This window comes from Halomonas sp. GT, assembly GCF_002082565.1.
Taxonomy (GTDB): Bacteria; Pseudomonadota; Gammaproteobacteria; order Pseudomonadales; family Halomonadaceae; genus Vreelandella.
On the sequence record NZ_CP020562.1, the window covers coordinates 3,909,029 to 3,921,061 of the forward strand.

Annotated in this window: 13 protein-coding genes; 6 read left to right on the forward strand and 7 right to left on the reverse strand. The window is 54.6% G+C overall.

The features are described 5' to 3' along the window. Positions 1–32: 32 nt before the first annotated feature. The 4 genes from B6A39_RS17655 to trhO all read right to left on the reverse strand — a co-directional run bounded on the left by B6A39_RS17655 (position 33) and on the right by trhO (position 3,322). The gene (locus B6A39_RS17655; RefSeq protein ID WP_083007616.1) at positions 33–464 is read right to left on the reverse strand and encodes a YqaA family protein; all 432 of its coding nucleotides are present in this window, start codon (positions 462–464) and stop codon (positions 33–35) included. A gap of 46 nt (positions 465–510) precedes the next feature. Continuing rightward, positions 511–1,332 carry an IclR family transcriptional regulator gene (locus B6A39_RS17660; protein WP_083007617.1) on the reverse strand — a complete coding sequence of 274 codons (822 nt, stop codon included), beginning with the start codon at positions 1,330–1,332 and terminating at the stop codon, positions 511–513. A 117-nt stretch (positions 1,333–1,449) separates the two neighbouring features. Then, positions 1,450–2,256 (reverse strand): enoyl-CoA hydratase, encoded by an 807-nt coding sequence (locus B6A39_RS17665; protein ID WP_083007618.1) that lies wholly within the window; start codon positions 2,254–2,256, stop codon positions 1,450–1,452. Positions 2,257–2,362: 106 nt separating this feature from the next. Beyond that, on the reverse strand, positions 2,363–3,322 hold the full coding sequence (gene trhO, locus B6A39_RS17670; RefSeq protein ID WP_083007619.1) for an oxygen-dependent tRNA uridine(34) hydroxylase TrhO: 960 nt from the start codon (positions 3,320–3,322) through the stop codon (positions 2,363–2,365). Between the two features lie 222 nt (positions 3,323–3,544). Between trhO and B6A39_RS17675 the strand changes: the two genes are divergently transcribed. Then, on the forward strand, positions 3,545–4,234 hold the full coding sequence (locus B6A39_RS17675; RefSeq protein ID WP_083007620.1) for a pirin family protein: 690 nt from the start codon (positions 3,545–3,547) through the stop codon (positions 4,232–4,234). Positions 4,235–4,309: 75 nt separating this feature from the next. Here B6A39_RS17675 and serA read toward each other — a convergent pair whose 3' ends face one another. Beyond that, a complete protein-coding gene (serA, locus tag B6A39_RS17680) occupies positions 4,310–5,554 on the reverse strand; it encodes a phosphoglycerate dehydrogenase (RefSeq protein WP_083007621.1) in 1,245 nt (414 codons plus the stop codon). Positions 5,555–5,837: 283 nt separating this feature from the next. Here serA and B6A39_RS17685 point away from each other — a divergent pair, with 283 nt between their 5' ends. The 5 genes from B6A39_RS17685 to B6A39_RS17705 all read left to right on the forward strand — a co-directional run bounded on the left by B6A39_RS17685 (position 5,838) and on the right by B6A39_RS17705 (position 10,456). Continuing rightward, positions 5,838–6,134 carry an exodeoxyribonuclease VII small subunit gene (locus B6A39_RS17685; protein WP_083007622.1) on the forward strand — a complete coding sequence of 99 codons (297 nt, stop codon included), beginning with the start codon at positions 5,838–5,840 and terminating at the stop codon, positions 6,132–6,134. Continuing rightward, a complete protein-coding gene (ispA, locus tag B6A39_RS17690; RefSeq protein WP_083007623.1) occupies positions 6,128–7,024 on the forward strand; it encodes a (2E,6E)-farnesyl diphosphate synthase in 897 nt (298 codons plus the stop codon). The genes B6A39_RS17685 and ispA overlap by 7 nt, the downstream gene beginning before the upstream one ends. A 29-nt stretch (positions 7,025–7,053) precedes the next feature. Continuing rightward, positions 7,054–8,979: a 1-deoxy-D-xylulose-5-phosphate synthase gene (dxs, locus tag B6A39_RS17695; protein ID WP_083007624.1), complete on the forward strand. Its 1,926-nt coding sequence runs from the start codon at positions 7,054–7,056 to the stop codon at positions 8,977–8,979. Positions 8,980–9,008: 29 nt separating this feature from the next. Next, a complete protein-coding gene (djlA, locus tag B6A39_RS17700; protein ID WP_083007625.1) occupies positions 9,009–9,770 on the forward strand; it encodes a co-chaperone DjlA in 762 nt (253 codons plus the stop codon). A gap of 62 nt (positions 9,771–9,832) precedes the next feature. Further along, positions 9,833–10,456: a glutathione S-transferase family protein gene (locus B6A39_RS17705; protein ID WP_083007626.1), complete on the forward strand. Its 624-nt coding sequence runs from the start codon at positions 9,833–9,835 to the stop codon at positions 10,454–10,456. On the opposite strand, the gene trhA is transcribed toward B6A39_RS17705, so the two are convergent. Together trhA and ribA are read right to left on the reverse strand one after the other, a co-directional pair. Continuing rightward, on the reverse strand, positions 10,453–11,148 hold the full coding sequence (gene trhA, locus B6A39_RS17710) for a PAQR family membrane homeostasis protein TrhA (protein ID WP_083007627.1): 696 nt from the start codon (positions 11,146–11,148) through the stop codon (positions 10,453–10,455). The two genes, B6A39_RS17705 and trhA, sit on opposite strands and share 4 nt — an antisense overlap. A gap of 60 nt (positions 11,149–11,208) precedes the next feature. After that, a complete protein-coding gene (ribA, locus tag B6A39_RS17715) occupies positions 11,209–11,844 on the reverse strand; it encodes a GTP cyclohydrolase II (RefSeq protein ID WP_030071109.1) in 636 nt (211 codons plus the stop codon). Positions 11,845–12,033: the final 189 nt, after the last annotated feature.

The following is a 12,033-nucleotide window of genomic DNA, read 5'->3' on the forward strand; positions in this document are numbered from 1 at the left end:
CAACGCTACTTAAGTGGGCATCTACTGTAGATTTATCCGCAAAGCGGTGCCAACCATTGGTGGGCTAGCGCTAACAGCAACGCATAGCGCGCCCCTTTGGCCACCACAATCCAGAGAAGCGCACGCCACCAGGGCAGTCTAAAGATACCTGCGAGTACCGTAAGGGGATCACCCAGTACGGGCGCCCACGAAAGCAGCAAGCTAACTTCACCAAAACGTTTATACCAACGCTCTGCGCGCGCTAGCCCAGTAGGCGACGCAGGGAACCAGCGACGATGTTGAAACTGACGAGCATAACGTCCCAGCGCCACGTTAATCATACTGCCTAGTGTGTTGCCAGCGGTGGCGACGAACCAAAGCCCAAGCGCGGGCTCGCCTAAGCACCACAACCTTGCCAGCCACACTTCTGAGCCGCCAGGTAGTAAGGTGGCGCTAGCCAGCGCCACCCAAAATAGGCTAAACATAATGTGCGTCGTCTTTGTCAGTCACTACAGGTGGGCAAAGCACTGCTCATTGAGGCAATTGGCCACCCAGCTGAAGGGTGATTTCATTGGCGATGGTGCGCACTAACGCACCTAGCGCCAATAGACGCTCTTCAGGAATACGCGCCATGGGTCCAGAGACTGAGATAGCCGCTAGCGGCGTACCATGCTCATCATGAATGCAGGCAGCCACACAATGTAAACCTACTGCGTGTTCCTCGCGGTCACAGGCAAACCCCTGAGCACGAATTGTGGCCATTTCGATCAACAGCTCATCGGTTTGATGCAGCGTATTTTCAGTCACCCGGGCAAGGTCGTAACCCTTAAGCAGCGCGGTACGCTCGTCTTCGCTCATCCAAGCCATTAGGGCTTTTCCCACCCCAGAAGCATGCAGCGGCGCCCGCGAGCCTAGACGAGTAATCATTCGCATCATCTGCGGTGACTCATGCTGGGCAAGAAATACCGCCGTCGCACCATCCCGAATCCCTAGATTCGCGGTTTCACCCGTTTCTGCGGTTAAACGGCGTAAAAAGGGCCTGCTATGGGCGACAACGTCACGTGCTTCTAAAAAGCTATTACCAATGCGGAAGGTTTTAACATCAATACGCCAAAGCCCCTGCTCACTCTCTTGAGTCACGAACCCTTGGCTTTGTAGCGCTTGTAACAACCGGTGAGTGGTGGATGGCGCAAGATCAGCCATTTCCGCCAACTCCGATAAAGCTAACCCTAATGGGCTTGCTGACAAATGCTCTAATAGCGTGAGGCCACGTACTAATGATTGGCTGTGCCCACCGCTCGCCTTGGTGGCCCCCGCCGGACGTCCGACTGACCTACGCTTTACGTCACTCACCTTACTTTCTCCTGAAAGCGCCTCTCCTGAAGGCATAAAGTGAGGGAGGATAACGCGCCAGCGGGGCCGCTGTCGCGTTTACGGAAACAAATTCCACCAATGATATCTCGAGAGTTACTAGCGATGGCGCCACTGAGGTGGGCGTTTGGCGATAAAGGCATCAATACCCTCAGCTACATCGTCGGCCAGCATGTTGCACGCCATGGTTTCGCCAGCAAAAGCATAGGCTTCCTCTAACGGCATCGCTAGCTGGCGGGCGAACATGGCTTTGCCAGTGCGCACCGCCACTGCGCTCTTGGCGCAGATGCTCGCAGTCAGTGTTTCCACGGCACTATCGAGTTCGCTCTCATCGGCAACCCGGTTAATGAGCCCCCAGTCCATGGCCTGGGAGGCACTGATAAACTCTCCAGTCAGTAGCATTTCCATCGCCCGCTTTCGTGACAAATTGCGCGACAGTGCCACTGCAGGTGTCGAACAGAAAAGCCCCACATTAATCCCTGACACGGCAAAGCGGGCATTGCTAGCCGCTACAGCCAAATCACAGCTAGCAACGAGCTGGCAGCCAGCGGCTGTCGCAATGCCCTGAACTTTAGCAATCACAGGAACAGGCAAGTTAACAATGGCCTGCATCACCGCGCCGCAGCGAGCAAACAGCGCCTGGTAGTAGGCTTTTTCAGGGTTCGCACGCATCTGCTTTAAATCATGCCCTGCGCAAAATGCCTTGCCGTTCGCGGCCAACACCACGCAGCGCACATGCTCATCCTGGGCAATGTCATCAAGCGCATGTTGCAACGCCGTCAACATGTCCTCAGACAGTGCATTAAAGCGTTCAGGCTGGTTTAAAGTAAGGGTCGTTACCCCTTGATAGTCAGTGCGTTGCAGCAGATCTGAAGACGCCAGTGGCGCATCTGAAGAGGCAGACATAGAAAGCTCCTAGACAGTCGAGTGTTGCTCAGTCTAGCGCGTACAAAAGCTAATGTTGGCGAGATACGACCAAAGAGGCCTCCTGAAAAGCAGGAGGCCTCATGCGTTACGTGTTTGCGCGGCTGCCTTGGCGATGGTTATAGCCTAGAGGGTGAGGTTCGCCACGGGCCTTAGCCAGTTCGATTTGGCGTTGACGCTCTCGGGCGGCAGCACGGGTTTTTTCGGGGAGTGAGTCGATGCAGTGAGGGCAACTGATGCCAGGCTCATAGGCCGACGACTGCATATCATCAAGCGAGATGGGCATACGGCAAGCGTGGCACTGCTCATGCTCACCTTCGCTAAGGTCGTGACGCACGGTGACGCGGTTATCAAACACGAAACACTCACCGCGCCATAAGGACTGCTCTTCCGGGACCTTTTCGAGGTAGTTCAGCACACCACCTTTGAGATGATAGACCTCTTCAAAGCCCTCTTTAAGCATAAAGCTGGAGGCCTTTTCACAGCGAATACCGCCGGTGCAGAACATCGCGACCTTCTTGTGCTTTTCCGGGTTATAGTGCTCACGCACGTACTCAGGAAACTCACGAAAGGTGGTCGTTTTCGGGTCAATTGCCCGTTCAAAGCTACCAATCGCTACTTCGTAGTCGTTACGGGTGTCAATGACCAACACGTCTGGGTCGGAGATCACATCATTCCAATCTTCCGGTTCCACGTAGGTTCCCACGGTGTCGTTGGGGTCAATATCCGGCACGCCTAAGGTGACAATCTCTTTTTTCAGTTTCACCTTAGTACGGTAAAACGGCGTTTCGTCGCAGTAGGACTCTTTGTGGTCGATATCGCTTAAGCGAGGATCGGCGGTCAGCCAGGCCAGCAGGGCATCAATGCCTTCACGCGTGCCCGCCACGGTGCCGTTAATGCCTTCTTTAGCCAACAGCAGCGTGCCTTTAACATCGTTATTGACCATCGTCTGACGCAGTGGCTCACGCAGCGCTTCAAAGTCGTTCAGAGTGACAAATTTATACAGTGCCGCGACCACAATGGGCGGCATTTGGGTGGTTTCCATCATGGAATACTCCTGGTAGTCGCCCTCGCAAAGGGCGGACCGGGTAAATAAACGCGCGTAGTTTAGCAAACAATTCAGGCAAAGTGCTGCTTCGCCTAACGATGGCCAGGGGAGCGCTGGACAATCGTCGATTAATTCGATCTGACCATCTAAAAAGCTTCACCCCACACACTAGGCGGGCAGCGTATATTGGTGTTATCGCTTATGACGCTTTCGGAGAACACCATGCACATCCGTCGTTCTAACGAGCGAGGCTATGCCGATCACGGCTGGCTGCGCTCTTTCCACACCTTTTCGTTCGCCAACTATGTGGACCCTAACCATATGGGATTCCGAGCGCTGCGGGTAATTAATGAAGATCGGGTAACCCCCGGCAATGGCTTTGGCGCCCACCCCCACCGAGATATGGAGATCATCTCCTATGTGCTGGAAGGGGAAATGGAGCATCGCGATAATATGGGTAACGGTGAAGTTATGCGCCCGGGCGATGTACAGCGTATGTCCGCAGGTACTGGCGTGTTGCACAGCGAGTTTAATCATTCAAAAGAGAACGGGCTGCATTTCCTGCAGATTTGGATCGAGCCTGCCAAGCGCGGCATTTCACCTAGTTATGAGCAGAAAGCCTTTCCAACCGCTGAACGCCAGGGACAGTGGCGCTTAGTCGCTTCTCAAGATGGGCGCGACGGGTCGGTGAGCGTTAATCAAGACGTTAACCTCTACGCTGGCTTGTTCGACGCTGGCGACCACGCGGCTGCCCCACCGTCACGCTATGCCTGGTTGCATGTGGTTAAAGGCACGGTCGACGTTAACGGCGAAACACTAGGCTCTGGAGATGCCGCTGCCTTTCAACCGGGTGAGACGTTTAGCGTGACAGAGGGACAAGCAGCCGAAGTGCTGCTGTTTGACCTCGCCTAGCGCAACCTCAGCCCTGAAACGAAAAAACGGCCCCATAAGTAGGGCCGTTTTAGTTGATCACGCTGACAGCAGTGACTAGCTGTTATGCGCCGAGTACAGCACGCGAATTTTCAGCGTGTGCTCAACTTTCTTCAACGCTTCTAGGGCCTGTGGGCCGTAGGCTTTATCAACATCAATGACTACATAGCCCACTTTGTCATTGGTTTGCAGATACTGACCTGAAATGTTGATGCCGTTTTCAGACAGTACGCGGTTAATTTGCGATAACACGCCAGGCACGTTGTCATGAATGTGCAAAAGACGATGCTTATCCGGATGAGCAGGCAGCGCCACTTCTGGGAAGTTAACAGAGGTAACCGTGGTGCCATTATCCGAATAAGTAATCAGTTTTTCAGCCACCTCAATACCGATATTCTCCTGAGCTTCCAGGGTAGAACCACCGATATGGGGCGTTAAAATCACGTTTTCCAGGCCGCGTAGCGGGCTTTGGAACTCTTCATCGTTGCCTTTCGGCTCTACCGGGAAGACATCAATGGCGGCACCGTTAAGCTTGCCAGCCTTAATCGCCTCTGCCAGTGGCTCAATCTCAACAACGCTACCGCGGGCTGCGTTAATCAGGATGGCGCCCTGTTTCATGGCTGCGATCTCTTTCTCACCAATCATCCAGCGCGTAGCAGGCAAGTCAGGAACGTGCAGGCTGACCACGTCAGAGCGTGCTAACAGCTGCTCCAGACTCGCTACCTGATTCGCATTGCCCATGCCTAACTTGGTGATCACATCGTAATAGATAACATTGAAGCCAAGCGATTCAGCCAATACTGAAAGCTGCGCACCGATGCTACCGTAACCAACGATACCCAGGGTTTTGCCCCGCGCTTCGTGTGAGTTTTTCGCTGATTTCAGCCAGCCGCCTTGGTGAGCACGAGCATTCTTCTCAGGGATGCCACGTAGCAGCATGATGGCTTCCGCCAGCACTAACTCTGCGACCGAACGGGTATTGGAGTACGGCGCGTTAAACACCGCGATGCCGCGCTTAAGGGCTGCCGTCAAGTCAACCTGGTTCGTTCCGATACAGAAACAGCCAACGCCCACCAGCTTTTCTGCCGCGTCAAATACGCGCTCATTGAGCTGCGTACGCGAGCGAATGCCGATGAAGTGAACATCACGAATCTTTTCGATCAGCGACGCTTCATCTAGCGATGTCGGCAGGTGCTCGATGTTCTCGTAACCTGCGTTGTGAAAATTGTCCACCGCGCTTTGGTGGACGCCCTCGAGCAGCAGGATCTTGATCTTGCTCTTGTCCAGGGACGTTTTGGCCATGGCTGAATCAACCTCTATGGTCGGCGGCATGCGCCGTGTATCGGTTCACGGGAGGCCCATATGGTAGCACAATCACTGCCGCTCTCGGCGTCTTGAGATGATGAAAAGTGTGCGTTTACAAGATGAACCAGACGCAAGTAGAGGAATTGAACCAGGATGAGGGCAGACGCCACCCCCTTAGCTCGGTGTATACTGGGCGTTTATTTTTTGATAACACGGCTATAGCCACATTCGCCGCCCTTAGTCAGCGTCAGGGCGCCAGCAAAATAGTAGGCCTTACCCAATGAGCGATAACACTCCACCAGCGCAAGATTTCGCCGCAACGGTTTCACAGCTTGAAACCATTGTGGAACGCCTTGAGTCCGGCGAACTCTCATTGGAGAACGCTCTGACCGCGTTTGAACAAGGCGTAAAACTCACGCGTGAAGCCCAGCAGCGGCTCGACAACGCCGAACTAAAAGTTCGCGCATTAAGTGAAGGCCGCGATGGTAAGCTTGACGTTACCTCTTTTGCGACGGGTCCAGAAACGGATAATGCCACTGATCACGGCAACGATAGCGAGGAAACGCCGCCATGGTAACGACTGCTAATGCTTCTCAACTGGCGACGCTGCGCCACGCGAGTAACACGCGGGTGGATGCCACACTTTCAGCCTTGTTTGACACCCAACCCGCCGTCGCGCCATACCTTGAAGCCGCTATGCGTCACGGCCTATTGGTGGGAGGCAAACGCTTGCGACCACTGCTGGTATATCTCGCAGGTAACGCGCTAGGGGCGCGGGAAGACGCGTTGGATGCCCCTGCAGCAGCCATTGAGCTGATTCATGCGTACTCATTGATTCATGACGATCTGCCTGCCATGGACGATGACGATCTGCGTCGCGGCCAACCCACCGTGCATAAAGCGTTCGATGAAGCCACCGCGATTTTAGCGGGAGACGCTCTGCAAGCACTGGCCTTTGAGGTACTTGCCAGCCAGCCTCATCCTCGGCTTGGCAGCATGGTCACCACGCTTGCCGTTGCCTCTGGCCGGGCAGGAATGGTCGCAGGCCAGGCGCTAGACTTAGCCGCCGTGGGTGGCCATCCGGACGTGGATGCCCTCGCTCATATGCACGCCCACAAAACCGGCGCGCTGATTGTGGCCGCAGTGCGCTTAGGTGGCTTAGTCGCGGTAGATGAAAACGACCCCCGACTTGCCGCTCTGATTCGCTACGCCCGCGCCATTGGTCTAGCCTTCCAGATTCATGATGATGTCCTTGATGTGACGGGCGATACCGTCACGCTGGGTAAAATCTCTGGCGCTGATGCTGCACGTGCCAAGCCGACTTATCCCAGCTTACTGGGACTTTCCGGCGCACAGCACAAAGCAAATATGCTTATCGAAGAGGCCATTGCCGCCCTCGCCCCGCTTGGCGAGCAAGGCGCACCGCTGGCCGATCTTGCCCACTATATGATCGAGCGCGACCACTAAACGATGTCCATGACCCTGTCCATGAAAACATGCCTATGAAGCTGTTCGACGAGATTCCCCGCGAGCGCCCGGCAACGCCGCTGCTCGACTCTTTTGATCATCCCGCTGCGCTGCGGGCCATGAATGCTAGGCAGCTTGCCCAGTTGGCTGACGAACTACGTGCCTACTTGCTATACAGCGTTGGTGTAACAGGCGGCCACTTCGGTGCAGGTCTGGGCGTTGTGGAACTGACCGTAGCGCTTCACCACGCCTTTCATACGCCCAAAGATCGTTTGGTGTGGGACGTAGGCCATCAAGCGTACCCGCATAAAATTTTAACTGGCCGTCGCGAAGCGATGCTCAGCATTCGCCAGCATGGCGGCCTTGCAGCGTTTCCCCGCCGCGCAGAATCCGATTACGACACTTTCGGTGTAGGCCACTCCAGCACGTCGATTTCAGCTGCCCTGGGGATGGCGCTAGCCGCCCAAGCACAAAACGACCCGCGTCGCGTGTGTGCCATTATTGGCGATGGCGCACTCACTGCGGGAATGGCGTTTGAAGCGCTGGCCCATGCAGGCCACGTTAACGCCAATATGCTAGTGGTGCTGAACGACAATGAGATGTCGATCTCGGAAAATGTTGGCGGCATCGCGACCTATCTAGCCCGTGTGCTGTCTAGTAAGCCCTTCCTTAAGATGCGTGAAGAAGGCAAAAAAGTGCTCTCCCATCTGCCAGGCGCACTCGAACTTGCCAAACGCACCGAAGAGCATATGAAAGGCATGGTGAGCCCTGCCACATTATTTGAAGAAATGGGCTTCCACTACATTGGCCCAATCGATGGCCACGACCTGGAGGCGCTCACCGAAACATTGCGCAACCTGCGCGACCAGGACGGCCCTCAATTTCTGCATATCAAAACAGTTAAGGGTAAAGGCTTTCTGCCCGCCGAAGCTGACCAAATTGGTTATCACGCCATCACTAAGCTAGAAAAGCCCAGTGCCACTGCCAATGCACCACTGGTGAAGCCCCCGGTAGCGCCCAAGACCCCGGCTAAGAAAAAGTACTGCAACGTGTTCGGCGACTGGCTGTGCGATATGGCAGCCACTGATTCAAGGCTGATGGGAATTACCCCCGCCATGGGCGAAGGTTCGGATTTAATTCGTTTCTCCCAGCAGTATCCTGAGCGCTATTTTGATGTCGCGATCGCTGAGCAGCATGCCGTAACGCTTGCTGCAGGCATGGCCTGCGAGAGCATGAAGCCTGTTGTGGCGATTTACTCCACGTTCTTGCAGCGCGGCTACGATCAACTTATTCACGATGTGGCCGTCCAGAATCTAGACGTCACCTTTGCGATTGACCGTGCAGGCCTTGTGGGGGAAGACGGACCAACGCACCACGGCAGCATGGATCTATCTTTTTTACGCTGCATTCCAGGTATGGTGATTTTAGCCCCTGCTGATGAAGCAGAGTGTCGCGCCATGCTCAGTGCCGCTTACCATCATCCCGGCCCAGCAGCGGTTCGCTACCCTCGTGGCACGGGCCCTGGCGCAGCCATTCCCGAACACTTAGAGCCGCTGCCCATTGGCCAAGCACAGATACGCCGCGACGCTGGAAATGAAGGTGTGCGTATTGCATTGCTAGCATTTGGTAGCGTCAACGACGCCGCCGCAGCGGTCGCCGAAAAGCTCGACGCAACGCATATCAATATGCGCTCTATCAAGCCACTGGACCGAGACACCGTGCTGCATGCCGCTGATGAACATGAGCTGCTGGTCACGCTGGAAGAGAATGTGATTGCCGGTGGTGCAGGCAGCGCCGTGAACGAGCTGCTGCACGCAGAAGGGGTACAAATCGAGGTGCTTAATTTAGGCCTGCCTGACACCTTTGTTGAACACGGCACCCCTGCAGAGTTGTTACGCGACTGCGGCCTAGATGCCGACGGTATCGAGCGCGCTATTCGCGCACGTCTCCCGTAACTTTTAACTTTTCAACGGTTGAGAACACCATGCTATTTTTGATTATCTTGTTTGGCCTGATTGGCCTTGCTGTCGGCGGCCCCATTGGCCTGCTGGTAGGCGGTGGGTTGGGCTGGTGGCTAGGACGACGAATTAGCCGCCGCTTAAGCGCGGCTCGCACACAAATCCAAGAAGGCTTTTTAGAATCGATCTTCTCGGTAATGGGCTGTTTGTGCCAAGCCGACGGTAAAGTCACCGATGGCGAACTTGGCGTGGCCGAAAAACTGTTTGACCAAATGCACCTTCAAGGCGAACAGCGTGCCAAAGCGCGAGCCGCCTTCGAACGCGGTCGTGCCGACGACTTCAACCTAGATGCAGAACTGGCGAACGTTAACCGACTGACCCAGCGCCAACCGATTTTACGCCAGGTATTTTTGCAAGTTCAGTTAACCGCCATTGCTGCCGACGGCGTGTTGCACCCTGCCGAGCACGAGATGATTTTGCGTGTGGCCCGCGGAGTAGGCTGTAGCGACGCCGAAGTACAGCAAATCGAAGCCATGCTTCACGGTGCAGCTGCGAATTCGCAGGGTTCCAGCGAAGAGGCATTGAAAGACGCCTACCGCGTACTTGGGGTGAATGAAGACGCCAGCGACGCAGAAATCAAGAAAGCGTACCGCCGCCTAATGAGCCAAAATCACCCCGACAAACTCGCAGGCAAAGGGCTGCCTGAAAGCATGCGTGAAGTGGCTCAAGCGCGCACTAGCGAAATTGGCAACGCTTACGAGCGCATCCGTAGCGCCCGAGATCAGTAGCTCGACAGGTTTCTAAGCACTCGCTACAGTTAAGTCTCACCGCACTGCTTAGGAGCTGCTTAATGATAACGAACTACAGTTTTCCGAACTCTCGCTCGGTGCGGGTTACCTGGACACTTGAAGAACTGGGTCTGGAATACCGCTGCCAGCATGTCGCACTGGATAAAGGTGAGGGGCAAACCGCTGAGCACCTAGCCCGCCACCCAGATGGCAAGGTGCCAGTCATTGAAGATGGCGAGCTAACGCTGTTTGAATCGGCACCTATTTGCCGCTATCTAGCCGAGCAATATGGCGATGGTAGCCTTCTGCCCGGAAGCGCCGCTGAGCGAGCGCAGGTCGACCAGTGGCTAAGCTTTATCGTCACCGAAATTGAGCAACCGTTGTGGCTTCAGGCCAAGCATAAATTTGCACTCCCCCAAGATAAGCGCGTGCCTTCAGTATTGCCCACCGCCGCCTGGGAGTTTCAGCGGGCACTGCTAGCGTTAGAACGCCGTTACCAGGGCCAGGAAACGTTAGTCGGCGAGACATTTACCCTGGCGGATCTTTTCCTTACCCATACATTAACGTGGGCAGCCAGCATGAAGCATCGCCTGCCCGAATCCCTAATTACCTACCGCGCACGCCACGCTGATCGTCCAGCGCTAGCCCGTGCCATGGAAAAAGAGCAAGCGGCAGTTGATTGCTAGGTAACCGCCCTATGAGGTAGAACAGCGCTATAGACGGCAAAGTAGTGGCAAATACTTCCAGCAATCACAAATAAATGCCAAATGGCGTGATTGTAGGGGATGGCACGCACGGCATAGAAGATCACCCCTAGCGTGTAGATGATTCCCCCTGCGGCAAGCAGAGCGATGCCGGCCACTGATAAATTGGCCGCCATCTCTCTAGAGGCCAGGACGATCATCCAGCCCATCAGTAAATAGATAGTCACGCGTAGTACCGCGAAACGCTGTGGCCATAGCAGTTTGCAGCCAATCCCCACTAGTGCTAGCGACCACACGGCAGTAAATAAGACCCAGCCTGTGGTGCCGCGCATATTAACGAGCAGAAAAGGCGTATAAGTACCCGCGATAAGTAAGTAAATTGCACAATGGTCAAGCAGTTGAAAGCGTTGCTTCCAGCGCCGATGAGATATGCCGTGATAGAAAGTCGAGGCAGTATAAAGCAGAACTAACGTGGTGCCGTATAGGCTTAGACTGACAATTTTCCAAGGGTCGACATGCACGGCCAAGCTTGCTACTGCCAGCAGCACGACCATACCCACCAAGCTAAACACAGCACCAACCCCGTGGGTAATGCTGTGTAACCACTCTTCGACAATGCTGAACTCACCCTGCTGAGGCAGTACGTCATGCCGTTGTTCATCTAGAGCTTTCATTGTGGGCCACTCTCCTAGGTTTAAAAAAACCTAATAACTTTATCGCCCCTTACGCTTGTATCAGCCTTTACGTTCAATATCCACGTCACTGGCCTGGGTAAAGTCATCCAGCGCCATCATATGACCAAGTTTGCCAGCTTTGGTTGAGAGATAGTGTTCATTGTGGGGATTTAGGCCCGTAGTAATCGGTAGGCGCTCAACCACATTCACCCCGTCGCGGGTTAAGGCATCTACCTTCCGCGGGTTATTGGTCATCAGCTTTAATGCCGTGATACCCAAGTGGTTAAGCATTGGCACACACAGGTCATAACGACGCATGTCTGCACCAAAACCAAGCTGCTCGTTGGCTTCGACCGTATCAGCACCTTGGTCTTGCAGATGATATGCACGGATTTTATTCAGCAGCCCAATTCCTCGCCCTTCCTGGCGCAGGTAGAACAGCACACCACGCCCTTCTTCGGCAATGCGCTTGAGCGCTTCTTGCAACTGATAACCGCAGTCACAGCGCATTGAGAACAGCGCATCGCCGGTTAAACATTCAGAATGCACGCGTCCCAGCACCGGCTCGCCGCCGCTCACATCACCTAGCGTTAAAGCGATATGGTCTTTACCCGTGGCTTCATCTTCGAAACCGTGCATGGTGAATGTGGCCCAAGGCGTGGGCAGCCGGGAAGCGGCAATGAAGCGAATGGTCACAGGTTACCTCGTTGATTAACCAAACCAGCTAACCACACCGGTGTTGGAAAAATAAGAAAACAGTTTACCAGGAAGCAGCGGTGGCCTCACGGTCTCAACAGGGAGAGACGTTTTTAAGTACGTTTTTAAGTACAATTGCTATCTTCAAGCACAGTTATCTTCAAGTACCGTTATCTTCAAGTACAATGA

Bases quoted from the DNA above. Each gene is read 5' to 3' on its own strand.
- B6A39_RS17655 (WP_083007616.1), bottom strand. From the start codon at position 464: ATGTTTAGCCTATTTTGGGTGGCGCTGGCTAGCGCCACCTTACTACCT.
- B6A39_RS17665 (WP_083007618.1), bottom strand. From the start codon at position 2,256: ATGTCTGCCTCTTCAGATGCGCCACTGGCGTCTTCAGATCTGCTGCAA.
- trhO (WP_083007619.1), bottom strand. From the start codon at position 3,322: ATGATGGAAACCACCCAAATGCCGCCCATTGTGGTCGCGGCACTGTAT.
- B6A39_RS17675 (WP_083007620.1), top strand. From the start codon at position 3,545: ATGCACATCCGTCGTTCTAACGAGCGAGGCTATGCCGATCACGGCTGG.
- serA (WP_083007621.1), bottom strand. From the start codon at position 5,554: ATGGCCAAAACGTCCCTGGACAAGAGCAAGATCAAGATCCTGCTGCTC.
- B6A39_RS17685 (WP_083007622.1), top strand. From the start codon at position 5,838: ATGAGCGATAACACTCCACCAGCGCAAGATTTCGCCGCAACGGTTTCA.
- ispA (WP_083007623.1), top strand. From the start codon at position 6,128: ATGGTAACGACTGCTAATGCTTCTCAACTGGCGACGCTGCGCCACGCG.
- dxs (WP_083007624.1), top strand. From the start codon at position 7,054: ATGCCTATGAAGCTGTTCGACGAGATTCCCCGCGAGCGCCCGGCAACG.
- djlA (WP_083007625.1), top strand. From the start codon at position 9,009: ATGCTATTTTTGATTATCTTGTTTGGCCTGATTGGCCTTGCTGTCGGC.
- B6A39_RS17705 (WP_083007626.1), top strand. From the start codon at position 9,833: ATGATAACGAACTACAGTTTTCCGAACTCTCGCTCGGTGCGGGTTACC.
- trhA (WP_083007627.1), bottom strand. From the start codon at position 11,148: ATGAAAGCTCTAGATGAACAACGGCATGACGTACTGCCTCAGCAGGGT.